Genomic DNA, 21,124 nt, shown 5'->3' on the forward strand with positions numbered 1-21,124 from the left:
CTGAGCAAGTTCAGTCTCTTCTTGTTCGATTGAATTGATTTTGTCTTGTTGGGCCATATTAATTGACCTCCTTAATAAGCCTGCGCTCAACTCCGGGAACGCTCACGCCGGTTTCTTTTCTTACACCGCCTCCGCTATAGCCGTCGTTGTAGATACCAACTACTCCTTGTCCGGCTCTAAGTCTTAGTTCTTTGTAAATCCCGTGAATTACAAGCCATTGTCCTTTGACATGACTGTTAAGCAGAGTTTCTTCATCATCGTCTGCGACTCTGTAAACAGCAGGAAAATCGGTGTGCTTGTCAAACTTAAGATAAGTAAACTGGCCGTCATCAAAAACCTCAAGGGGAGCCAGATCTCTTGACAGAGAAGAGGAGCCGAAGTTTTCGGTATAAAGCGTATTCTTCTGGCCCTCGTCCTCGATTGCCGCTTCATTTAAAGGCGAGTTGCTTAACAAAGCATTCACAGTTTTTTTCTTAGCTTCTTCTTGAGCTTTCTGAGCCTCCAGCATTGGATATCTGAAGGTCATCGAGTAAGTGGCGTTCTTTTTGTTTGAAGTAAGTTTTACATCAAAAAGATAGGTGTACCGGTCAGTGACAACCACTAAGTTTGTTGTGCCTTGGAAATCTTTTGGCTTCAGGAAAAAATGATTATTTCGTGCAGCAAATTCCCAAGCAGTTGAATAGCCACTGCCCCAGTCAAGCACTTTTTCACCGTCGGCAAAAACAATTGCCGTAATAACGCCGTTGACAGCATTGATCGGATAGACCTGACCTTCTTTATGTTCGGTATAAAGAACTCGTTTGTCCAGACTGCTGGAAACCGGTTTTTCTAAGGCACTGACGGAAAAAGCAGACAGAGCAATCAAACTTGCAGCGATAACTTTAACTGTTAATTTTTTCATGGCGTACCCTCCAAAATGCGGTCAGTACGCCAGCTTGTAACAGTAAACCCAAGCGGATTAATCAGACGCTGCGACTCTTCCATCGAATACGTCGGGTTGTATTCGTATCCGATCGTGGCTCTCCAAGAGTGCCTCATCTCTTCTTGATTGGTATAGGTATCAACCAGTCTCTTAGTGAATCGAACAGTAGCTACACCGTTTCCGTTAGGAACGACTGATTCAATATCACAGATAATTTTCTTTTTATCTTTCAGTTTGTTTTGAATGGAGTTTTTATTGTCAGCACCATACTGTTCATCATAAGTTTGGAAAATTGCCGGCACGCTCATTAGTCTGACCCGAGCATGATCGTTTTCCAACGTTCTCCAGTCGTAACTTTCGTGACTTAACGTATATAAATTCAGCCAATATTTGTCCATCATCTCGTCGACCGGAATGTTTTGTGGATCCCGCAGATCAATGACTCTTGTAGTGCCAGTGGACTTATCTAATTCGACAATAAACGGATAAGCCTCTTTTTTTACCGCAATAACAACCGCAACTGTACTGACAATCAAAAGTAAGACGATAAGCAATGCCGAGACATTCCAACCAAGTCTGGCTTGTTTTTCTTTTAAAGCCATTCTTTCAATGGTCCAGTCTCTGGCATCCTGATAGTTGTAGCTGTCTTGTTCTACCTGGGCGTCAGGGCTTTTGCCTGCGGGGGAAGATTCAGGAACAACTTTATGTTCCTGAACGTCTTTTTTGGGTTTTTTCTTAAAAAACATATTGTTCCTTGAGATATAATTTAAGTGGTACTTTTGTGATACTTATATAACTTTTAAATGGTGTAAGAATGTTTACTATCAGTTTGAGAAAAACAGGAGGTTCCACTGTTGCAACTATTCCGAAAACTATTTTGGAATTGCTTAACATCAAAGCAGGCGACACAGTTGAATGCGAGCTCACCGACAAAGGACTCACAATGCTTCGAAATTCTTCGGGTTTGCGTCGTAGGAAACTAAAGATTAAAAAGTTCAATCTTGAGACTCTTTTAGACGAACACGAAAAAATTCGGCCAATGCTTGATAAGGAATACAAGGCTTGGGATGCTCTTCTCCCAGTTGGTGAGGAGATTGTCAAATGAGCAGAGACCTTAGGGAAGGCGACATTATTTTTGTCGATTTTGATCCTGCCTTTGGCCAGGAACAGGCCGGAAAAAGACCAGCTCTTGTTTTGAGCACTTTTCCCTTTAACCGCAGATCCAACAAAGTAATTGTTGCTGCAATCAGTCAAGGAGCCTGTTTCAGTCGAGATCAGGGGATGACCGTCTCTCTTATCGGGGCAGGTACTCAGACACAAGGGGTTGTTATTTGTGATCAAATTCGCACAATAGATGTAGTAGCCAGGAAAGCCTTTTACATTGAAACAGTTCCAGACTTTATCCTTGAAACTGTACTTGGTAAACTGGTTACCATCATCGGAATTGAACCTGAATAATTTCATTTTCCGCTCCTCCAGCTTCCTTCGCTTTCAAAACGAAAATTCCTTGTTGCCGCATCTTGCTTTGCTTGCGAAACTTTTTCTTTACGGACTGCTTCTCTCTGCTTAGCAAACTCAACCACAGAGACTTTCTGTCCTGAAGGCTGCGGAGCTTTTGGAGCACCGCACCCGGAAAGAGTAAGCACGCTTACCGCTGTCAAAAGAATTAGTAATTTTTTATTCATTTTTTATTCCTTTTTAGGATTTCTTCGGCTTTTCGTTGGTTTTCAGCCGCCACTGCTTCCTCTTTAGCTGCCGTCTCTGCAGCAGAAGCAGACTCTGAAGTAGATGAAGATTGATGGTTTAAATTCACACTGTCTGCCGGTGAGCCAAATCCGGCTCTTGAGTCAAACTGGCTTCTGTCCCAACCGAATTCACTGTCTGGAATACTCTGAGATTGAGAAACACTTTGAACGGAACTTGTAGAACTCTGTCCGCCAAAAGTTGTTGTGCCGGAACTCTGTGCCGTAGAAGCGTTTGAAGTAATAGGAGCGGCACTGCCCGAAGGGGAAGAGCCGGCCGGAGCAGACGCTGCTGGACTGCTTGAGTAGCCTGGAGAAATTGAAGAACTGCCGGAGGCATAATTTGCCCCAACTCTCATGGCATTTTGTGCTGCAGTTTGAGCTTCTGCGGGACTTTGAGCCATAGAACCGCCGGAAGGCGTGTGGCTGCCGGAATCAGCCGCTGCATCTTTGCCGGCGAAAAAGTTCATACCAGCCCCTAACGTGTAACCTAATGAGGATGCTGCAAAAGCACCTGTTTGATTTAATCCGCTTCCGCCAAGAATGTTTTTTGCTCTTTCTCTAATCTCTTCATTACCGCGGGCAGCTCCGTATCCGAGCATACTGCCTCCCACAAAGGCAGCTGCGGTATGTCCGATGCCGCTAAACATTCCGGCCATTGAAGCAGCCTGCAAAGCCACGCCTCCGGTTAGACCAGCGGCAAACGACGGAATCGACTTAACAACCGTAGCAATAGAAAAAACAACAACGGTAAAGATAGCCAGTTTGATAAACAGAGCAGAAAAGTTCTTTCCGCCTTGGGCTTGAGCGGCTGCTGTTGTTAAATCCATGACGTTATCCGAAAAGATACCGTTAATTAAAAGCAGGGTTGAAGCTATAGCCGCCAAGGTAAAAGTCCAGCAGATCATTGCCCGCAGCCACCCGTCGAACCATGTACGTGTCGATTGAAACATCAGGCAGGCAATGAACACGGGACCGAAAGCTAAACCCATTACGATGAAGATTTCATATAAAAGAAGGTATCCGACGGCAAAAATCATGAAGTAGACGCACACCACAAACATGATGAGCATCAAAGCAACGAGAAAGAAGATAATGGCGATGTTTTGTCCAAACATCCCTACTCCGGTCTTCTCCCAAACTCCTTGAATTGCGGTGAAACCCAACATAAAATTTTTCCAAGTCTCATCACAAGCCGCCCAGGCTGAGTCAATGCTACTTCCCGGCTGAACAGCCTTAGATACTGCCGACAGCAGCATGGATTCGACCCCGTAAACTGCGGGAATGACATATTGAGCAAACATTGCCGCATTCAGGGCAAACATCGACACCAGAGTTATCTTTACGCATGACTCCACAAGAGAGGGAATCGAGCCTTCGACACGTCCGCTGCTTATTTGCCAAGCTCTAACCAAAAAGAAAATCAAAATTGCAGAGCTCACTATCGGCAAGATATCCGTGATGATTGATGCAGAGACAGATTCAGCAAATCGCTGAATCATGCTTCTTACCTGATCCCCGAAGGCTTCAAAAACGCCGGCAGCCATATCAATTTCTCTTCTTCGGTTTATTAACAGGGGCTAAAAGATTGTCTAAATCCGCCTCAGTAATCGGAGGGAACATCTCTTGAAAAGCTTTTTTCTTTGCAGCTTCTTCCAGAGCTTTGGATTGTTGCGCCATCTGGGCCTGCTGAAACTGCGCCGCAAACTGCGAAGCGTTTAAAGCTACTTGTTCGGCTTGAATTCGAGCTGATAAATCTGCAATGGCTTTAGCGTCTTCTGCCTCATTGATTTTCGACATCAGTGATTCAATGTTCTGAAGTCTTTGAGCGACGGTATTCTGTCCTTGCTGTAAGGCTGCCGCAGTCTCGGCTTTATAGTTCTGAGACCTCAAACAATACTCTTTTGGTTCTCCTTCAAGCTGCTCACAAGCTCTTCCTAGTTCGAATTTTTCAAAAAACTGTTTCCCAAGATTACTAAGAGTGCCGGTTCCGCTAAGAATTGAATTAAGCCTTGATTGAACATCTTGAGGAATCAAATTTCTCAGATTCAGATCGTACTTAAGTGTGCCGAAACCACGGTTTCCGGTAAAGTTTTTCAGCTGATTGACCGCAGTGTTGTACTGTTGAAGCTGCGTCTGATAGGCTTGCTGCAGCTGTTGAAGCTGCAAAACAGCCTGAGTAATTGCGCTCACATCCACTGTCGGGATGCCGGAGGCAAAAACCTGACTGCCCAAACCTAAGCTCAGACAGAAAGCCAGAGAAATTACAAATTTTCTTTTTTTGATTTTCATTATTTTCTCCTTGGATAACTAATTACTGTCATTTTTTGGGGTTCTTATCCAACTGAAAGTTACATCCCCGTTGTCTAGGAACAACTCCTTTCAAGGCAGCAGAAAGCTTCTTTTGAGGACTCCCAGCAATAAAACTGTGGTTCTCCTATACAGTAGTTTTCTGCCCCCTTTAACCTTTGTTCCCCCTTTAACCTTTGTTTTTTAACCAACGAAACCAAAAGAAGTAAAGAAAAGGTAGTTCTTCTCAGAAGCGGGTTATTTAGGTGTACACTGTGGACACAAATAGGAGGAATACAATTGTTAGCGGTTAATTCGAATACTTTTCTTAAAGTCCGAGTCTCAGAAGATATAAAGCAAAATGCAGCTGCTTTATTTGAAGAATTAGGCATGAGTCTTTCTGAGGCAGTCAGACTATTTCTGATTCGATCAATTGCAGAACAAAGATTGCCCTTCGATCTGAAATCTAAAAACGAGCCATTAATTCCAGCTCTGATGACCGAAGAGCAATTGGTTTCAGAAGTCTTGGAAGGATATAACTCCCTGAAAACCGAAGAGACATTTTCTTTAGAAGATGTCAGGAAAGACACTGACCGCATTTTAAGAAAATGTGCTACAAAGTAACTATTTCCAAAAAAGCCCGTGATGATCTTGTAAAGCTCACTACTTATTTGGCCGTCGACTGTGCTGTCCCCATCACCGCAGAACGCCAACGCAATAGAATTCTGGAAGGCATAGAGTCTCTTAAGCAGTTTCCTTACAGGTGTAAATGTTTTCTTACCAAGGAGAAGTTCCAAGGCATTGAGTTCAGAACTCTGATCCTTGACCCCTGGCAGGTCATTTTTGTCATTGATGAAAAAAGTAAAACTGTTGATATTGTCCGTATCCTGAGTTCTCGGATGGATCTTCCCTCTCATTTGCAAAAACAATTCTCTTTGAGGCCTTGATTGAGTCGCTTTCTTCATGCCGCACCTTCCTCTTGAGGCAGTGACTTTTCCCCTAAGAAGTAAGGAATCCACTCGTTAGGTTCTTCTCCCACAAGATTGAACAATTTTTCTGCAAACTGAACCGAGCCGGCATTGCCGGACAGAATTTTCAGAGCTTTTTTAAATGGTCCGAGATCCAGTCTTACAAGCACAGAGACGGGACCCTGTTTGATGACAGCAAGGCGGCTTTGCGTATCCATCTTTTTGATAATGGAAAATTCATCTTTAGTTGTCTTGAAGCCCTCTACATAATCGCTTTCTTTGGCATAGGGATTCGGCAGATAAATCTTTGTTGCACTGTTATCAATAAATGCACTGCCTCTCTCGTTTTTAAGCACGTCTTCCGGAGACTGCGTAGCAAAGACAAAGATGCCGTTTTGTTTACGGATGGTTTTCAATTTGTCGAAGGCATACTTTGCCGTAACCGGATCGGCCAAATACTTCCAAAACTCGTCCATAACTATGATGGTGCGCCTCTTATCCTTCATAACCTGCGTTTCGATAAGATGCAAAATGAGTTCTGTAAAAGCCCCTCTGCATTCAGCATTTTCTAAAAAATCCGTTCCATCAATGCCGAAATTCGGATACTCGTTTAGATCTAAAGTGTTCTCTTCGTTGTCAAAGCACCAAGCCAAAGGACCGTCCAGAATCCACTTCTTAAGTCTAAGTTTCAGCGAAGTTCGAGCAGAGGCTGCCGTGTCTCCCTGCTGGAACAATTGCGACAGATACGCTAAGCGTCTGTCTTCTTTCGGCAGACTCATTACCGTAGTGACGGCTTGAGCGATTCGATCTTCGTCCATCGGATCAATCGGCAGTCCGTCTCGGGCTAAAAGCCGCTTGGTCCAACCGATTAAAAACTGAATATTTGCTTGAGTCGGCTCCAGCTGAAACGGATTAATACCCGAGGGAACTCCGTTTTCAATTGTGAGATAGCCGCCTCCCATAGCTCGAATAGCCAGCTCAGCACCTTTGTCTTTATCAAATAAAATGACTGAGAGCTTATGTTCGTTAGTTCTGTACTTTTGCGCACAGAACAAAAGGAAATTTAAAAGAACAGTTTTACCGGCTCCGGATGCTCCGATGATAGAAGTGTTGCCTAGCGGAACTTCTCCGAAAGAATCTGCCTTTGCGTCGGTGTAATGAAAATTAAAATAAAACGGCTGATTCGATGGCATTTTCAGCAACGCTACGGCTTCTCCCCACGGATTACGGTCTCTTTTTCCGCACGGGAAATTGTGAAACGCTGCTAAGTGAGCGAAATTCATGCTCGTAATTCTTGCGACTCTCGGGCGTTGTTTGCATCCGGGGATTTGATGCAGATAACTTGTCGGTAAAGCTAAAGTGGACTTTACCGGCAGAAATCCTGCGTCTTGCAGTTTCTTTACTACATCGTTAGCGTTTTTATAAACTTTTTCTTTATCTCCGAATACGAAAAGCGAGTAGCAGTATTCACCGACAACAATCTCACCGTTTGCGACCATATCACGAGCTGTCGAAAGAAGCCTGATCTGACTTAAGCCGTCATCTTCAGCATTGTTCAATTGATTCTGCTGCCGCTTCAGAACGGTTAGGCCTTTTTGTTTGCTCATGGCTGTAAAGGTCTGAGTTTCAATAAACGGATAAGGACTCTGATCGAAATTACTGTTGTAAAGCAGTCCGTCTAGGATTCGTGAGAAGGTTGCCAAGGGATAATCTTTGAGTTCTATGGACTGCGCATAACTGTTTTCAAGAGCAGTTTGAAATTCAATTGTGTCGCTTCCGACGAATATCTGAACATTGCCCAAGGCTTCATCCAAAGGCATCGAAGGAACTCTGATTTTTTGCCATTGACCGGTAATCAGATAGTTGTAAAAACTTAACTGATTAGAGTAAGTGATGCCGTTTTCAGCATACTCGGAAAGAATAACCGGCTCATAGTCCTGCAGGGACTCGTAAAGAGCTAAGAAAACTTTTTTGAAGTCCTCAATTCTTTGGTCTAGTTCTTCTTTAATTTCTTCCGCTTTTCTTTTATCTCCTCCGAAAATAGTAAAGATGCTAAGAGGATTTGCTTTATGACTGACTAACGTTACATAAAGCTCTGTTGCCATTAAATTGCCGTCGGAAATGTTCCTGTTGTACTCAGAAATGAATCTGTTTACAAAATCAGTTCTGGGATCGGTGGGAGCCGACAGCTCATCGTGAATTACTCTTCTAATCCGATGGACTTTGATGGATATTTCATCGGTTTGAGAGGCACCGGCCATCACTTTTAAAAAGTTGTTCTGACGCTCTGCATCTCTTTGTAGATCTTCGTTGCTTACAGCTTCAAAGACTTTGCCGGAAATTTTTACTGTTGCGACAAGATCTCCTTCTTTGCAGATCACAATTCCCGGCGCAATCACTGCCGAATAAGGCAAATAGGCAGATAAAGACTTTTCTTGTTTTTCTTTAGACTGTTTTTCTGAAAACACTGCCGTTTACTCCTTTAGGTCATTCAAAACACAAACACAGTCGGCTTTTTGTTTCGGTGCAAAAGACAGAATCCCTTCTCGGAAATTCCTATTTGCCCCGTTAGAGAGCGGCAATCGGTCAAAAAATTGCTGAAAAATTTGATCGTCTTTATCCGCTGCCGACTTCAGAAAAAAATGCATCGGTAAACACAGAAGCAAAAGCGGAAGCCACACCCACAAACCTAAAAGTGAAAAAATTCCGATATTGGCGACAAAGGCTTTAATAGGTACACCGAAGACACAAGGTGTCTTCGCTGCACCCTTAAACAAAGGAGCTTGTAAATCCATAAACTTAACCTACAAGCAGGTCTGCAAGCCAAGGAGCGGCAGCAATTGCGATAGCTCCTAAAAATGGCCCTGCAATGTGCTGGATAGAAGCCGAAGTCCAAATCATTCGGTATCCGGCCCATATGATCGCAAGAGTTACTACACCATAAGAGGCACTCTGGCAGAGCCCTAAGATTGTCTGCAGAAGGTTATTAACGCTTTGAGTGCCGCCGGCTGCCAATGCAGGCTCAGCAAATGCACTAATCAACGCAATAACAGCAAGTAATGCGGGGGCTTGAAGTTTGCTGATAAAGTTCATATAAATATCTCCTATAGGAAAGTTAAAAAATAAGTCCCCTCGTCTGTTGTGATGACGAGGAAATCAAAGGCCTGGAAGTGTTTACTTCCGGCAAATTCTTTTGTTCTGGTGCTGTAATAGAGGGCACTTGCGCTTGAAGTCCGGCAGAATTTCTTACTTTGTTGACATAACCATGTTCGTAGCCGGTTTTAAAGTTTCCCGAGTAATAACAAGACAATGCGTCATGCAAAGCTTGCTGGCCTCTGGCTCCTTTTCTTTGCGCTTTTGCGTAACACGCACCTAAAATCTTTGAAGCTGCCTTTAAATTCGTACAGGCATCCAATGCTTGAGCAGCGTCCAACCCATACTTCGAAAAATTCTTTTTATTAATTTGAGCTAGTCCCACTGAATAATTAGCCCCTGATAACTCAAGTTTGGCTATCGTGCTCATGGCTTCATGAAAGGCTTTAGGTTGAACGACTGAGCCTCCGACCACTCCTATAGCGTATGGATTAAAGTCCGATTCTGTTTTGACCAATGCACGCAGTGTGTCGACTGCCACCGTTGGAGCACACCGTTTAGCAAGCAATTCGAAGTCGTCTGCGGCTGCACTTGCTGCGGCAACTAAAACAAAACCTCCGGCTAGGATCTTCGTGAACTGCCGAAGACTGAAGCCTGTGGAACTTTCGTTAGGCATCGTGACCTCCTTTAAGAGTTCCTCTTCGATAATCTCTTGCCACATCTCTGACGAACCACAGATTTAAGTCAAGGAACTTGGAAAGACTCCTGTAGCCCCAGCCGGAACCAATAAATGCAACGACTATGGGTTTAAACGCCTCACGTTCGAGTCCCATTCTCTCCAGAAAATTCTCTTTTCTCCCGTGAGTTTTCAAATGCCCCCAGTCAATAACCGTTCTTCTCTTAACCGGAAGAATTTGTGAAACCTGCATACAAGTCAGTCCCGCTGCGAGCATATCTTCTGCGACCTCTCTGTAATCAGAAGCCTCACTTGTCATTTTTTCGTAACTCAATTGACTTCCTTTTCAATCAATACATCAGTGAACAAAGTCCTTAAGTTTTCAGTCATACTTTTGTATAACTTATTAAGGAAGTTGCTCATGACTAAAACAACATTGAGAAAAGCCGGCGGCTCTGCAATTACAACCGTCCCCGCACTCATCAGTGATTCTTTGAAACTGAACATCGGAGACGAACTAACATGGGAAATTGAAAACGGTAAGGTCATCCTTAAAGCCTTAAAACCGGTGCGGAAAAAATCAAAGCTCGATGACTTGTTAGACAAATTCGAAGCATCGCAAAACGTGCGTTCCTTGGAAGACGAACAATGGCTTAACTCCGCTCCCCGTGGCAAGGAACTCTTATGAAAAAGATATGCCGAGGAGAAATCTATAGAGTCTGTCTTGACCCCGTTCAGGGAAGGGAGCAGCAAGATTTTGGTTGTTTCTTCCGACTGTTTGAACACTGATTTGAAACAAAACTCTTTGAAAGAAAGAGAGTTGATTGCAAAACGCTTGAGAGCAGAGTTTTTGTTCAATTTCCAGGGCATATTTATCGCTCCATGCCTTTGACAGGCGTTCTCTCTTTGGTCACAACTGTCTGTTGAATCATCTGCTGCTGTTCGGAGTTTCTTGTCATCGCGCGGATCTTTTCCTTGACAATTTCCTTGATTGCGTCAAGTTTTTCTCTTTTTGTTAAATATGTAAAAAAGACCACAGTTAAGCAGGAGTATGTGAAATTCTTTCGCAGTGAAGGTAAAATGGAGCCGTACCCGTTAAGTACCACAGACGGGCTACATATCAAGAGAGTAGAGAAAATGAATGACACGTACATCAAAGTTCGGCTTTCCGAAGAACTCAAGGAGCAGGCACTCAGAACTTTTGAAAGTATCGGCATCAGTGCTTCAGACGCGATTCGGGTGTTTTTAACCCGCACCATTGCCGAGCAGAGAATTCCCTTTGAGTTGAAAGCCGCCAGAACACCTGTTTTTGCTGATAATCTTGAACCTGAAAAGCTCAGAGAAGAGATTCTGAAAGGCAAAGTGGCGATTGATGAGGGCAGGTATCTTCCGGCCGATGAAGCTTTTTCCCAAATTCGCAGAAATCTTGATTTATGAAATACACAGTCATTGTTTCTGAGGAGGCACTGGAGGATATTCAGGCAGTTTTTCATTACATTTCTGACAAAGAATGTCTTCCCGCAACAGCCCGACGTTGGGTTGATTCGCTGGAAACTGCTGTTAACGCCTTGAATTATCAGCCGTATCGTTATCCGCAATACGAAATTCAAATTCCCGGAGTTTCGTCGCTTCGAAAACTTGTCGTCGGAAAGTATTTGGTGCTGTATACGGTCGATGACTCTAAGCAGCTCGTTTCCGTGTTCAGGGTGATTTCCTCCAGACGGGATATTGCTTCGCTGCTTGACGGCGAACTCTCTGAGAGCAGATAAATCACTCATTTGATTCTCCCGATGTTAAGAAAAACGGGGTCACCACCCTTTTGACAGCGTTTTGCAGCACTTCAATTGAAGCTCTCATTGTTTGAGGAGACTGAGTTAAAAACCTCTCAACTTCACTTCTAAACCGCTCTTTAACCGTATAGCTCAAGAATTCTTCGCTTACTGAGAATCCCAGGTTGTTAACAAAAATAGTGAAAGCTTCAAAGCGCATATCTTTGGAGACAGAAAGAAACTGAGCAAGTACAACCGAAAGGGCAAGTTCTCCTTGAACTCTCCAAAAATCTTCCTTTTCTTCTAAAAGCAAATTCCCTAATTTCTTAGAGCTTGCTAGGAAATTGTTTGCGTTTTGAAACTGAGAAATTACCGAGTTGAATTCATTTATTAAGTTTGCTGCTTTCATTTTAAATTTCTCTAGGCAGGGAAAATCCTCTGCCTTTTTCCTTAGAACCTATACCTACCCTCAAGCTTGACTGCCGCATCAAGCTTGCCCGCAGAGCCTTTTGTCAAACCAAATTGCAGACCTCCGGAAACGCCTTTTCTTTCAACCTGTATTCCGGCCTGAAGTTTTGAGGAGAACCTTCCGGCAAATTGATTGGACATAGAATCAAGTTCTCCGACAGTAACTCCAGAAACAGTTGTAGAGTTTTTAAGGTTTCCAATGCTGTAAACAAGAGTCAAATCAGCTTGAGGACGAATCCTCCAGTCACCGATAGAAGCTTCTGCTTCAACACCGACACCAAGGGGAACCTGCAGCAAATTCGTGGAAGTACTGCCGTAACGGAAGGCACTTTGACCGTTAAGTTTCGTGGTGTATCCCTGAGTATGAGTTCTCATCCAGCGTAAGCCGGCGTGCGGAACGATATGAACGTTTTCAGAGAGCTGAATGTTCTTCTCAAGTTTTGTAGCAACGTTGGCAACTGTATTTTTAATACGTGCATCCGAGCGATCAAAACCCGACCACAACGGCAGAGACTGAGACGCTTTACTTACATTTTGTCCGACATTGATAGAACTAATCCAGTTAAGGTCGTTGTCGAAGTCCTTGGCTACATAGCCATGAATCATCCACTGGCTAAATTTGTTCCTTGTCGCAATGTAATCTCCGAGAGAATCTGCTTTTCCTTTCTGGAAGGAAAATGCTAAACCTGCTCTTACATCAGGCATCGCTGCGAACTGATGATCCGCACCAAGAATGAAACCGCCGGAATAAGCTCTGAACCCGCCGTTCATATTGCCGGCACCGTCCAAGTCTTTAGTCTTTAAACGTGTTCCAAGCAAATCAGCCCACAAATGCAGACCTGAATAGTCTTTAAGCATTCCATTGGCATATCCGTAATCTCTAAAAGAAAGGTGTTTTTCTACAGAATCCGTTGTGCTATCGGCCAAGTCGTTTGTAATGGACAAAGCTCCCGATGCCTGCCCGATCATCACCACTGAATTCAACAGTTTTGTCTTAACATCTCTGCCGGCTGTCTTATCCTTGAGAATCTTGCAGATGAGCTGCTCGTCAGCTCCTCCGGAACAAGGACCGTTTAACGCTTTGTTAACGTTATTCGGTATAACGATATCCGGATAAAGAGTCCTAACATCGGCTAGCTGAGCATTGACCCAAATATTCGCTGGGTCATGATGCAGCGTCAGAATCCACTCAAGACCGGTACCTTGCTGCGCAAGTGCATAAAGATTATCTTTTGCTATCCAGCCTCCGATCCAGCCGCTTTCATCTTCATTGCCTGTAGTGACAAAACCGCTGACAATTGAGTAATCTCCGGGCTCCTGCAAATCTCCTAAGACTAAAGTTGCACCCGGCTCCACAGTCACTTTGGCTATATCGCTGGTTGTAGTAAATATCGGTGAATTTGCAGCCGCTTCAGCTTTGATCACCGTGTAGCTGCCGTCTGCAAAATACAAATCACCGTTGCCGATTTGGACATGATTGTCTTCATCTGTCCAGACTTTCGGACCAACCGCAATTCCGCCTCCAGGCCCGGTAACAACCTGCTCTGTAACAACCAAGCGGCTCGGAACATCAGGAATACGAAGAGCACTTACAACGTCTGCAAACTCCAGTGCATCTTCACCTAAGCCTAAGTCACCGTTATTTTTTACATAAATATTCGTATCTATCGGCTTATCGGTTTTCAGCTCTGCTTGAGCTTTGTTTTCTTCTGCCAACGGCTTATCGTTGCCGATGACTAAGTCACCGCCGTTCAGATCGGTATCTTTTGCATTGAGTTCACCTGCACCGATCTCAACTTTTCCGTCGTCGATAGTGAGCTTGTCAGTATCGGTCTTACCTGTATTTTCAAAATCTCCGCCGTCGACTTTAATTTCATTCCAAATTGAAGTGCCGGAGTTTTTATGAGTACCGTCGGGACCAACGGTTTTGATATCTCCTTTTTCATAGCCTTTATTATCTGAGAGGCCACCGTCTTTGATAGTCATATCATCGTAGTTGGCCGTTCCGTCATTGGTAAGAGTACCGGTGACTTCAGTGTTCTCGACTTCTGTTGCATCAAGCCTGCCGTCTTTCTCATTGTTCAGCTCACCGTCAACAGCAAGTTGGTTCCAGATAGAAACTCCGGAATTAGCGTGTTTGCCTCCGTCTTCAATCTTGAGCCACTCTCCTTTTTCGTAGCCGGTATTAATAGAGCTGCCGCCGTTTTGCACAGTCATATCTTTGTACTGAGCTTGCCCGTCATTTGTAAGAGTACCGGTGACTTCAGTATTTCCGACTTTTGAAGCATCGAGTGTGCCTGTCTTTGTATTAACAAACTCTCCGGCAACTTTAAAGGCGTCAGCTATTTCCAAAGATCCGGAATTTTCCTGCTTGCCGCTCTGGCCGACATCAATCTTGTTCCAGATGGAGACTTTAGAGTTTTGATGAGAACCGTTGACTGTCAGCCATTCTCCTTTTTCATAATTTGCTGTAGTCGAAGAACCGGTAGCTGAAATTACCATATCGTTGTAATTGGCCACTCCGGTATTGTCGAGCTCTCCGGCGATCTGAGAGGTTTGAATAGAGCTGGCGGTTAAGTTACCTTTGTTTTCAAAACGTCCTCCGGCTGCAACTTCAAAAGCCTTCACATCCGTATCGGCATCTGTTTCGGCCAAAGTTGACGTCGAAGAGTCAGCTCCAATCACAAAATCTTTAAAGTTTTGAATAAGACCGGAAACACTGACTTTCTTAAAGAAAGAGGAGCCCTCGTTGACGTGTTTTCCTCCGGTTTGAACCTCAATGGCTTTTCCGCTCTCTTCTCCCTTATTGACAGAAACTCCGTTTTCAGCAATGGTAAGTACAGAATAAAGCCCGGTACCTTTGTTCAAAAGTTCATTGCTGACAATAAGGTTAGTTTTATTAGCAGAGCTGAAAATTGCTCCTTCTGCATTTTCAAACTTACCTTTAATCTCAAATGGAATATGGTCTTTATCGGCAACTTGTCCCGAATGAGAGTTACCTAACCAGATTTGACCTTCGTTGAGCCAATCTCCGGTGCCAGTATAGTTATGCGAATGAAGAATAGAGCCTTTATTGATGTGAATCTTGCCGTTGTTTTCAATATCCCAAACAGCATATTCTCCGTTCTTGGCCTCTACAGTGCCTGACTCATGGATGAGCAGGGAGCCAATCCAGTCGATTGTCGGAGTATGCGCTGCGAAGCTTCCATAAGTAAACTTTCCGGAAACTTCAACATGACCTCCATCATTGTTGTCATTTTTAATTAATGCTGTCTTCTCATTGAATAAAACACTGTCAGGAACACTGTGAACGTTGTTTCTGTCTTCATCAGTTCTGATATCGTCATCATCATGATGACCGACAAGCACGAACTCCCGACTTTGACACCAGATTCATCAAGAAATCTGCGGGAACCTAGGCTCCATCGAGGTTCCCAGACTTTATAAAAATTACGTCTGTGTAGCTAAAGTTTTTGCAATCGGCAAATGTAATTTCCTTCTTAGAGAAGACGGAGTTTCCACTCGATTGAGAGCGTCCAGCCCAAATACGGTGGACATTCGGTCGAACAACCCAGCCTCATACAGTCTTAAATAAAGAGGCACCTGAGGGTTAATATCATCGTAAACAACACTGGCGGTTTTGATGCTCTCAAGCATCTTGTCGTGTGTGATTTCTTCTTTGCCTAACTCCCTTTTAAGCATGAAGAGCATGTATTTTTCAATGACCAGGCTTATAAAACAACTAAGGAAGTGTCCATAAATGTGAGGATCCGTCCACACGAAGCACTGACGTGTTTCCAGATGAGTTTTTGAGACTCTAAAACAATCTTCAATTTGCCAGAGTTTTCGATAAATACTGGTTGCTTCATGAGGCGAAATTTCAAGATTCGTACAAATAACGTAATAACCGTCCCACTTGGCCTGTTCTTCAATTTTGTCCCAATTTATACGAGGAGAACCGGTCCCTTTAGGGATCGTAATAAGGGATTTATACCCGCAGCTTCGAAGTCTGTTTGGATCATCGACCGCCTTCTTTGCCTTCTCAATGGCTCTGTCTCTATCGGCCTTATCTTTAGCCGCTCTTGCCGGGCTGTAAGAGACGATCCAATTTAGTTCCATGGTGCCTAGAACCTTTGGGGCCCGGTACCGGCGATGAGTAGTCGGACTTTCTTTCCTCTCGTGCAGTTCCTGAGTCACATTCAGTGTTTTATATTGACACTTAACCTCTCCGTCGTCTTTGCAAATAAACTCCTCCCAGTTGTCGGGATCCAGAATTTGAGTCTTTATTTGCGCCGCAGAGTTTTTAAACTTCTGAGCAATAACGAAGTCGCAGCCAATTTCTTTGAGAGCAAATAGGTTCTCAGCACAATTCAAGCCACGGTCAGCAACCACAATCAGCTGTTTGAGATGATAGGTATTTTTTATTTTCTTAATCAACGGCACCATCGTCCCGAATTCACTGGTGTTGCCTGCAAGGAGTTCATAGTCAATGGGGATGCCGTTCTCATCCATAACAAGTCCAAGCACGACCTGAACCTCGTTAACCTTATGATCTTTGCTTAGACCGAAATCCTTGTATTCAGAGACACTGTGGCTCTCAAAACTGTAGGTGGTCACATCGTAAAAGGCAGCCGTGACAGTCCTTTTTGTTCTTTTCTGGATTTCTTTATTTAAATGTCTGACGATGGTTTTCTTATCTTCTTGAAGCACATCGAGAACTTTATACAAATCTTCAAGATGATCGACTTGGCCGTGATCAATGATGCTATGAGCACGGTTATTAAAGCTTTTCAACTTACTTGAGGGATTTAAGAACCTCTGCTCAGTCAGAAGGTAAGCAGTCTGGTCATAGGGATATTGGATTTTTCTGCCTTTTTGAAGATGGCGGAACATCTCCGGCATTTTTAAATCTAACCACACCTTCCTTATAAGAGCCGAGCCAACATTGAGGCTCTTGAAATTGCCCGGTTTCTCGTTAAGACCTTTAGCAGAATCAGCCAACTTATCCATTCTTCTTTTGGCTTGATTTTCAAGTTCCAGAGATTTGTTCTGAGCTTCTAGAGCATTCTCCTTAGCAATGCGTTCTTTGAGTCTTTCCACATACTGAGGATCTTTTTCTAAAGCGGCATCAAGTCTGCCGTGGTTTTCAATTATTCGAGAACGAGGTTGTCCTTTTTCATTTCGATAACTCGAATAGACACGGATGTATTGATGATTTTTAACTTTAACCACTGAAACATGCAAAGGCATTTTTCCGACTCCGACTACTGTAAGGATATTATACCTGAATTTTTTAAAACACGCTACTTTTACGCTACAAAGACGGTAAATTTTTTTGCAGAGGAACCCAGAGCGCGTCTGGTCTCATCTGCAAAAATAGGTGTCAAACTCGGGAAACACTGTCAGGAACACTGTGAACGTTGTTTCTGTCTTCATCAGTTCTGATATCGTCATCATCATGATGACCGACAAGCACGAACTCTTTGCCTTCTTCAATATGAACTTGATCCGCTCCGTCAACACTTAAAAAACCAATACCCTGGTTGACATCAATAACGTTCGCATTCGGATGATTATGCTCATTAAAGCCGATAACCAAATTATTGTTTAATTTATTGGGATCGCTTGCAGACTCGTTGTAAAGAATCGTGTGACTAAGTACCACACCGGCAAGATCTCCTCCGCTCTGCTCTGAATCGAACTGATTAGCTAAGTCAACAGTTAATTTTCCGTCAACTTGGCCTGTGAAAGCCAAGTACAAGCCTGTAGAAGTATCTCCGGGCGTGTAAGGATTATCGGGATCAATGACTCCCGGATTTTCGGCATCCGCTACAAAGTGCTGCATAGCATCAATAACGCCGGACATTTTCAGATATTCGTCATTGAATACGACTAGTCCGCTATGACCGTAGACAGCGTTTTTGACTTCTTCTTTCATGGAACCGACGCTTGTTGCGCCGAGTACATGAGTAGGAACTCCAATCTGACCGCCTGAGTCCGTTCCATCCAAAGTTAAAAGATCTCGCTTAACATCATTGAAAACTTGATCAAGTTTTGTTTCTAAGGCACCGCCGGCTAACACAACAGAATTTTCAGTTGTGCCGTCAAAATTGAGTTTGTCGGCTTGAAGAACACCGCCTTCGTAGACATTAACCGTTGTTTCGCTTGTGATCTCCGGCGTATAGACAACTGTTAAGTTATCTTTCCAATTTTTCTTGCTTTCAGCCGGATCAGTTGTGACGATAATCGGATTTTTACCGTTGCCCCTGATATTGATTGTGTTGTTGCCGAGTCCGGCAGCATTTCCTTCAGAGTCTTTAATCAGAGAGCCATCGAGTTTTCCGCCGCTAATATTCAATGTGGCATTTTCAAACCAACCGGAATCGGACTGAAGAGAACCGCCAGTCTGGTTGTAGACTGCTCCGGCAGAAGAATCGATGGAAGTCAGATGAAGATTGGCTGAATTATTCAGAACAGAGCCCTCAGCGAGCTCAGTATGCCCGAGTGAAGCGTCACCTTTGACATCAAGTTGACCCTTAACATCAAGTTTTCCGCTCTGCGAAGCCCCTTTTATAGCAAAAACCGCTCCTTGCTCGACTTTGACAGAGCCAGCCCCGGAAACGCTTTCCGACTCATAGACGCCGGCCGCAACAAGCAAAGCTGCGTTGGTGTCGGTAAGGTGAACTGCTGCAGTCTTTCCGGAATAAGTATCTTCTAAGCCTTTGGAACCGAAAACAAGTTTAGAAAATCCTTCGACTACCGTATTGACTGCGGCCATTAAGAAGTTGGAGTTATTTTTTTCTCCGACAAGTTCTAAAGTCTTACCGTCTTTGACAGTGATAGAGGCAGCCTCGTTTATGCCTTTGAAACCTGCAGAATGCTTAACGCCGTTTTCTCCAATTTCAACGTCTTTTCCTTCACCTTCCAGATTGTGACTAATGATTGTGACGTCTCTTAAGGACTCAACGTTGTCATAAAGTTCATTGACTTTGGCAACATTCAATTTATCATCATGTGAAACGCCGGCTATCGTGCCTTGGAATTCAAGCGTGGTAGCGGATCCAAACTTTGATTTGAATGCTTTTGTCAAATCAGCTGCCTGCGTCTGCGTCAGATTGACGCCGGTAACGATGACTTTTCCGCCGGTAAACGTGGCGTGGTCAACCAGATTCTGAGCAACGGTTCCGGGAACATAGTGACGGAATAAGTCAGTCAATGCAGTCTTCGCTTCTTCCGGCAATTGCGCATTCATACTGACGATCGTCAATGCCGTTTGTCCTTGACTCCCCAGGGAGTCAAAGATATTTGAGGCATTGCTGGTTTGAATAGTGCCGGATGAATTCAGTTTTCCGTTAGAAGCAAAAGTAAAACCATTCTGGAAGTTGATTGCTCCAGTGTTGTTGAGATTGCCGGCAATAGTGAATGCATTAGTTTCCGTCCAGCTGCCACGGTTATTTAGCGTTCCTGTCGAAGACAAGTTTCCTCTGCTCGTAACATTGCCTGTAAGCGTCAAAGTTCCGCTCGAAGTCAATGAACCATATAAATCAGAGTTTCCAATTGACAGAGTTCCGGTATTGGAAGAGGAACCTCCTGACTGATTAAATTGAGTAATTGCTAAAGTGCCGGCGTTGCTAAGAGTACCGTTGCTCTTATTGAAAGTACCGAAGTCATAACTGCCGCCTGTTATGTTGATACTCCCGGCTATCTGAGTTAATAAATTTCTGTTGGTTAAATTACCGCCCTCTAAAGTAAGCGAATTACCAACAGAAAATTGACCGCTCTTTCCTCCTACTACCAGCGAAGATTCGTTAGAAAGGGTGCCTCCTAAAACTGATAATGAATTGGAAGCATAGGTTTGGATGTTATTTGTTTGATTAAAAGTACCGCCACGTACAAAAAGATTTTCTGTACTTATTGATCCGTCTTTGATTCTCGTTAGATCTAGAATTCCTTCAGAATCAATTGTTTTGGAATACACATTGATATGCGTATTACGGTAATCGCGATGAACATCAACAAAACCTGTTTGGGTTATTTTCCAAGTATTGCCCACGTTGAGATTGGAAATGCTTGAATCTTTGTCGCCTTCATTTCCGCTGCCTAAAGCTAATTCACCGCTAACATTTAAATTGCCACCAACGTTTACGGTTCCGTTTAATTGAGCTCCGCCATCCCCGTTATGACTTACAGTTAATTTGCCGCCATTATCAATATGAAGATTGCCTTGAACAGTCAGGACTTGATTGTTGTTGGTATAGTCCTTTGAGGTCCAAACTACCGATCCATATGATCCATTGCCTACGGTTAGATCACCTGTAACTATGTAATCCGAAGCCATAATGTGATGCTTGGAGTAAATCATCTCATCGAAGCTATGATTTCCTTCCAAGGTGACTGCGGCATGAGTAGTTAGAGGCAGAAGTAAACTTGAAATTCCGATTATGGTTGGTTTTCCTGCTCTTTGGCAGGCAGAAGACACTGCTTCGGATACTGCAACAAAGCACCCTCTAGCCTTATTCCAAATCTTTTTATAAATTTTGTTCATGATTTTTAATATACAATTACATTGTTATGACAAATTAACTACATTAAAACTATGAGTACAGTTACAGACACCCAGATTCAAGTTCGGCTGACACAAGACTTGAAAGAACAAGCTTCGGTTCTCTTTGAAAAGATGGGTATGAGCCTTTCCGAAGCTGTCAGAACATTTTTGAGTCAAGCGGTTGCAGAACAAGGAATGCCATTCAGAGCGCATATTCCTAACAAGGAGACCATAACTGCTATTAAGGAAGTGGAGGCAGGAGGCGGAACCAAGTACAAAAATCCAGAGGCTTTTTTTAAAGAGATGGATATTTAACTCATGAAAGAGTTTGTCGCATCCTCTAGGTTGAAAAAGGACATAAAACTTGCGAAAAAAAGACATAAGGATTTGACTCTTTTCAAAGAGATAGTTCGATTGTTGATGTCTGAGCAACCACTTCCCGCCTCTGTCAAAGACCATCTCCTTATTGGAAATTGGGCAGGTTATCGGGAGTTGCATCTTGAGCCTGACTTTCTTTTTATTTATGAAAATCGCCCCGAGCAGATCTATGGAATACGTCTTGGATCCCACTCGGATCTCTTCTAATTCGTCTCTGACAGATAGCGAATTGTTCTGGCTCATAGGTTTTCTCCTGAAAGAAATACAGAAACTT

Annotated in this window: 23 protein-coding genes; 9 read left to right on the plus strand and 14 right to left on the minus strand. The window is 43.6% G+C overall.

Annotated features, from left to right (window positions below):
- Window positions 1-58: 58 nt before the first annotated feature.
- Both ADH67_RS06165 and ADH67_RS06170 read right to left on the minus strand, forming a co-directional pair.
- Window positions 59-901, minus strand: coding sequence for a TrbG/VirB9 family P-type conjugative transfer protein (locus tag ADH67_RS06165; protein WP_066593145.1), 843 nt, complete (start codon window positions 899-901; stop codon window positions 59-61).
- Window positions 898-1,668, minus strand: a complete 771-nt coding sequence (locus ADH67_RS06170) for a VirB8 family type IV secretion system protein (RefSeq protein WP_084081482.1) — start codon at window positions 1,666-1,668, stop codon at window positions 898-900. The genes ADH67_RS06165 and ADH67_RS06170 overlap by 4 nt, the downstream gene beginning before the upstream one ends.
- A gap of 68 nt (window positions 1,669-1,736) precedes the next feature.
- Between ADH67_RS06170 and ADH67_RS06175 the strand changes: the two genes are divergently transcribed.
- Complete coding sequence (locus tag ADH67_RS06175) at window positions 1,737-2,027, plus strand: AbrB/MazE/SpoVT family DNA-binding domain-containing protein (protein WP_066593147.1); 291 nt, start codon at window positions 1,737-1,739, stop codon at window positions 2,025-2,027.
- On the plus strand, window positions 2,024-2,380 hold the full coding sequence (locus tag ADH67_RS06180) for a type II toxin-antitoxin system PemK/MazF family toxin (protein WP_066593149.1): 357 nt from the start codon (window positions 2,024-2,026) through the stop codon (window positions 2,378-2,380). Before ADH67_RS06175 ends, ADH67_RS06180 begins: the two co-directional genes overlap by 4 nt.
- A 2-nt stretch (window positions 2,381-2,382) precedes the next feature.
- Here ADH67_RS06180 and ADH67_RS06185 read toward each other — a convergent pair whose 3' ends face one another.
- Genes ADH67_RS06185 through ADH67_RS06195 form a run of 3 tightly spaced genes read right to left on the minus strand, consistent with a single transcriptional unit; the run spans window position 2,383 to window position 4,956 of the window.
- On the minus strand, window positions 2,383-2,607 hold the full coding sequence (locus tag ADH67_RS06185; protein ID WP_066593151.1) for a hypothetical protein: 225 nt from the start codon (window positions 2,605-2,607) through the stop codon (window positions 2,383-2,385).
- Window positions 2,604-4,211, minus strand: a complete 1,608-nt coding sequence (locus ADH67_RS06190) for a TrbL/VirB6 family protein (protein WP_066593153.1) — start codon at window positions 4,209-4,211, stop codon at window positions 2,604-2,606. Before ADH67_RS06190 ends, ADH67_RS06185 begins: the two co-directional genes overlap by 4 nt.
- A 1-nt stretch (window position 4,212) precedes the next feature.
- Window positions 4,213-4,956: a type IV secretion system protein gene (locus ADH67_RS06195; RefSeq protein WP_066593156.1), complete on the minus strand. Its 744-nt coding sequence runs from the start codon at window positions 4,954-4,956 to the stop codon at window positions 4,213-4,215.
- 297 nt (window positions 4,957-5,253) lie between these two features.
- Here ADH67_RS06195 and ADH67_RS06200 point away from each other — a divergent pair, with 297 nt between their 5' ends.
- Window positions 5,254-5,577 (plus strand): type II toxin-antitoxin system RelB/DinJ family antitoxin, encoded by a 324-nt coding sequence (locus ADH67_RS06200; RefSeq protein WP_066593158.1) that lies wholly within the window; start codon window positions 5,254-5,256, stop codon window positions 5,575-5,577.
- Window positions 5,562-5,900: a type II toxin-antitoxin system RelE/ParE family toxin gene (locus ADH67_RS06205; protein ID WP_066593160.1), complete on the plus strand. Its 339-nt coding sequence runs from the start codon at window positions 5,562-5,564 to the stop codon at window positions 5,898-5,900. The genes ADH67_RS06200 and ADH67_RS06205 overlap by 16 nt, the downstream gene beginning before the upstream one ends.
- A 14-nt stretch (window positions 5,901-5,914) precedes the next feature.
- Here the strand turns inward: ADH67_RS06205 and ADH67_RS06210 are convergent, their stop codons facing one another.
- From ADH67_RS06210 to ADH67_RS06230, 5 genes are read right to left on the minus strand one after another with little or no spacing between them, the layout of a single operon-like run.
- Window positions 5,915-8,389 carry a VirB4 family type IV secretion/conjugal transfer ATPase gene (locus tag ADH67_RS06210; protein WP_066593162.1) on the minus strand — a complete coding sequence of 825 codons (2,475 nt, stop codon included), beginning with the start codon at window positions 8,387-8,389 and terminating at the stop codon, window positions 5,915-5,917.
- Between the two features lie 6 nt (window positions 8,390-8,395).
- Window positions 8,396-8,716: a VirB3 family type IV secretion system protein gene (locus ADH67_RS06215; RefSeq protein ID WP_066593164.1), complete on the minus strand. Its 321-nt coding sequence runs from the start codon at window positions 8,714-8,716 to the stop codon at window positions 8,396-8,398.
- Window positions 8,717-8,720: 4 nt separating this feature from the next.
- A complete protein-coding gene (locus ADH67_RS06220; RefSeq protein ID WP_066593166.1) occupies window positions 8,721-9,014 on the minus strand; it encodes a TrbC/VirB2 family protein in 294 nt (97 codons plus the stop codon).
- A gap of 22 nt (window positions 9,015-9,036) precedes the next feature.
- On the minus strand, window positions 9,037-9,690 hold the full coding sequence (locus tag ADH67_RS06225) for a lytic transglycosylase domain-containing protein (protein WP_066593167.1): 654 nt from the start codon (window positions 9,688-9,690) through the stop codon (window positions 9,037-9,039).
- Entirely contained in the window at window positions 9,683-10,024 is a 342-nt protein-coding gene (locus tag ADH67_RS06230) for a hypothetical protein (RefSeq protein ID WP_066593168.1), read from the minus strand. The genes ADH67_RS06225 and ADH67_RS06230 overlap by 8 nt, the downstream gene beginning before the upstream one ends.
- Before the next feature lie 87 nt (window positions 10,025-10,111).
- Between ADH67_RS06230 and ADH67_RS06235 the strand changes: the two genes are divergently transcribed.
- The 3 genes from ADH67_RS06235 (at window position 10,112) to ADH67_RS06245 (ending at window position 11,459) form a co-directional block, all read left to right on the plus strand.
- The gene (locus ADH67_RS06235; RefSeq protein WP_066593169.1) at window positions 10,112-10,378 is read left to right on the plus strand and encodes an AbrB/MazE/SpoVT family DNA-binding domain-containing protein; all 267 of its coding nucleotides are present in this window, start codon (window positions 10,112-10,114) and stop codon (window positions 10,376-10,378) included.
- Window positions 10,379-10,827: 449 nt separating this feature from the next.
- Window positions 10,828-11,127, plus strand: a complete 300-nt coding sequence (locus tag ADH67_RS06240; protein ID WP_066593173.1) for a type II toxin-antitoxin system RelB/DinJ family antitoxin — start codon at window positions 10,828-10,830, stop codon at window positions 11,125-11,127.
- The gene (locus ADH67_RS06245) at window positions 11,124-11,459 is read left to right on the plus strand and encodes a type II toxin-antitoxin system RelE/ParE family toxin (protein ID WP_066593176.1); all 336 of its coding nucleotides are present in this window, start codon (window positions 11,124-11,126) and stop codon (window positions 11,457-11,459) included. The genes ADH67_RS06240 and ADH67_RS06245 overlap by 4 nt, the downstream gene beginning before the upstream one ends.
- Before the next feature lies 1 nt (window position 11,460).
- Here ADH67_RS06245 and ADH67_RS06250 read toward each other — a convergent pair whose 3' ends face one another.
- The 4 genes from ADH67_RS06250 to ADH67_RS06265 all read right to left on the minus strand — a co-directional run bounded on the left by ADH67_RS06250 (window position 11,461) and on the right by ADH67_RS06265 (window position 20,472).
- Window positions 11,461-11,868 carry a hypothetical protein gene (locus ADH67_RS06250; protein ID WP_066593178.1) on the minus strand — a complete coding sequence of 136 codons (408 nt, stop codon included), beginning with the start codon at window positions 11,866-11,868 and terminating at the stop codon, window positions 11,461-11,463.
- A gap of 41 nt (window positions 11,869-11,909) precedes the next feature.
- The gene (locus ADH67_RS06255; protein WP_066593180.1) at window positions 11,910-15,296 is read right to left on the minus strand and encodes an autotransporter outer membrane beta-barrel domain-containing protein; all 3,387 of its coding nucleotides are present in this window, start codon (window positions 15,294-15,296) and stop codon (window positions 11,910-11,912) included.
- 81 nt (window positions 15,297-15,377) lie between these two features.
- Entirely contained in the window at window positions 15,378-17,177 is a 1,800-nt protein-coding gene (locus ADH67_RS06260) for an IS1634 family transposase (RefSeq protein ID WP_066591030.1), read from the minus strand.
- Between the two features lie 133 nt (window positions 17,178-17,310).
- A complete protein-coding gene (locus ADH67_RS06265) occupies window positions 17,311-20,472 on the minus strand; it encodes an ESPR domain-containing protein (protein ID WP_066593181.1) in 3,162 nt (1,053 codons plus the stop codon).
- A 51-nt stretch (window positions 20,473-20,523) separates the two neighbouring features.
- Between ADH67_RS06265 and ADH67_RS06270 the strand changes: the two genes are divergently transcribed.
- Both ADH67_RS06270 and ADH67_RS13780 read left to right on the plus strand, forming a co-directional pair.
- Entirely contained in the window at window positions 20,524-20,787 is a 264-nt protein-coding gene (locus ADH67_RS06270) for a type II toxin-antitoxin system RelB/DinJ family antitoxin (RefSeq protein ID WP_066591426.1), read from the plus strand.
- 3 nt (window positions 20,788-20,790) lie between these two features.
- Window positions 20,791-21,057 (plus strand): type II toxin-antitoxin system RelE/ParE family toxin, encoded by a 267-nt coding sequence (locus ADH67_RS13780; RefSeq protein ID WP_066593184.1) that lies wholly within the window; start codon window positions 20,791-20,793, stop codon window positions 21,055-21,057.
- The last annotated feature ends 67 nt before the right edge of the window (window positions 21,058-21,124 follow it).

This window comes from Turicimonas muris, from assembly GCF_002221595.1.
GTDB classification, from domain to species: domain Bacteria; phylum Pseudomonadota; class Gammaproteobacteria; order Burkholderiales; family Burkholderiaceae_F; genus Turicimonas; species Turicimonas muris.

Bases quoted from the DNA above. Each gene is read 5' to 3' on its own strand.
- ADH67_RS06165 (WP_066593145.1), bottom strand. From the start codon at position 901: ATGAAAAAATTAACAGTTAAAGTTATCGCTGCAAGTTTGATTGCTCTG.
- ADH67_RS06170 (WP_084081482.1), bottom strand. From the start codon at position 1,668: ATGTTTTTTAAGAAAAAACCCAAAAAAGACGTTCAGGAACATAAAGTT.
- ADH67_RS06175 (WP_066593147.1), top strand. From the start codon at position 1,737: ATGTTTACTATCAGTTTGAGAAAAACAGGAGGTTCCACTGTTGCAACT.
- ADH67_RS06180 (WP_066593149.1), top strand. From the start codon at position 2,024: ATGAGCAGAGACCTTAGGGAAGGCGACATTATTTTTGTCGATTTTGAT.
- ADH67_RS06185 (WP_066593151.1), bottom strand. From the start codon at position 2,607: ATGAATAAAAAATTACTAATTCTTTTGACAGCGGTAAGCGTGCTTACT.
- ADH67_RS06190 (WP_066593153.1), bottom strand. From the start codon at position 4,211: ATGGCTGCCGGCGTTTTTGAAGCCTTCGGGGATCAGGTAAGAAGCATG.
- ADH67_RS06195 (WP_066593156.1), bottom strand. From the start codon at position 4,956: ATGAAAATCAAAAAAAGAAAATTTGTAATTTCTCTGGCTTTCTGTCTG.
- ADH67_RS06205 (WP_066593160.1), top strand. From the start codon at position 5,562: ATGTGCTACAAAGTAACTATTTCCAAAAAAGCCCGTGATGATCTTGTA.
- ADH67_RS06215 (WP_066593164.1), bottom strand. From the start codon at position 8,716: ATGGATTTACAAGCTCCTTTGTTTAAGGGTGCAGCGAAGACACCTTGT.
- ADH67_RS06220 (WP_066593166.1), bottom strand. From the start codon at position 9,014: ATGAACTTTATCAGCAAACTTCAAGCCCCCGCATTACTTGCTGTTATT.
- ADH67_RS06225 (WP_066593167.1), bottom strand. From the start codon at position 9,690: ATGCCTAACGAAAGTTCCACAGGCTTCAGTCTTCGGCAGTTCACGAAG.
- ADH67_RS06235 (WP_066593169.1), top strand. From the start codon at position 10,112: ATGACTAAAACAACATTGAGAAAAGCCGGCGGCTCTGCAATTACAACC.
- ADH67_RS06240 (WP_066593173.1), top strand. From the start codon at position 10,828: ATGAATGACACGTACATCAAAGTTCGGCTTTCCGAAGAACTCAAGGAG.
- ADH67_RS06245 (WP_066593176.1), top strand. From the start codon at position 11,124: ATGAAATACACAGTCATTGTTTCTGAGGAGGCACTGGAGGATATTCAG.
- ADH67_RS06250 (WP_066593178.1), bottom strand. From the start codon at position 11,868: ATGAAAGCAGCAAACTTAATAAATGAATTCAACTCGGTAATTTCTCAG.
- ADH67_RS06260 (WP_066591030.1), bottom strand. From the start codon at position 17,177: ATGCCTTTGCATGTTTCAGTGGTTAAAGTTAAAAATCATCAATACATC.
- ADH67_RS06265 (WP_066593181.1), bottom strand. From the start codon at position 20,472: ATGAACAAAATTTATAAAAAGATTTGGAATAAGGCTAGAGGGTGCTTT.
- ADH67_RS06270 (WP_066591426.1), top strand. From the start codon at position 20,524: ATGAGTACAGTTACAGACACCCAGATTCAAGTTCGGCTGACACAAGAC.
- ADH67_RS13780 (WP_066593184.1), top strand. From the start codon at position 20,791: ATGAAAGAGTTTGTCGCATCCTCTAGGTTGAAAAAGGACATAAAACTT.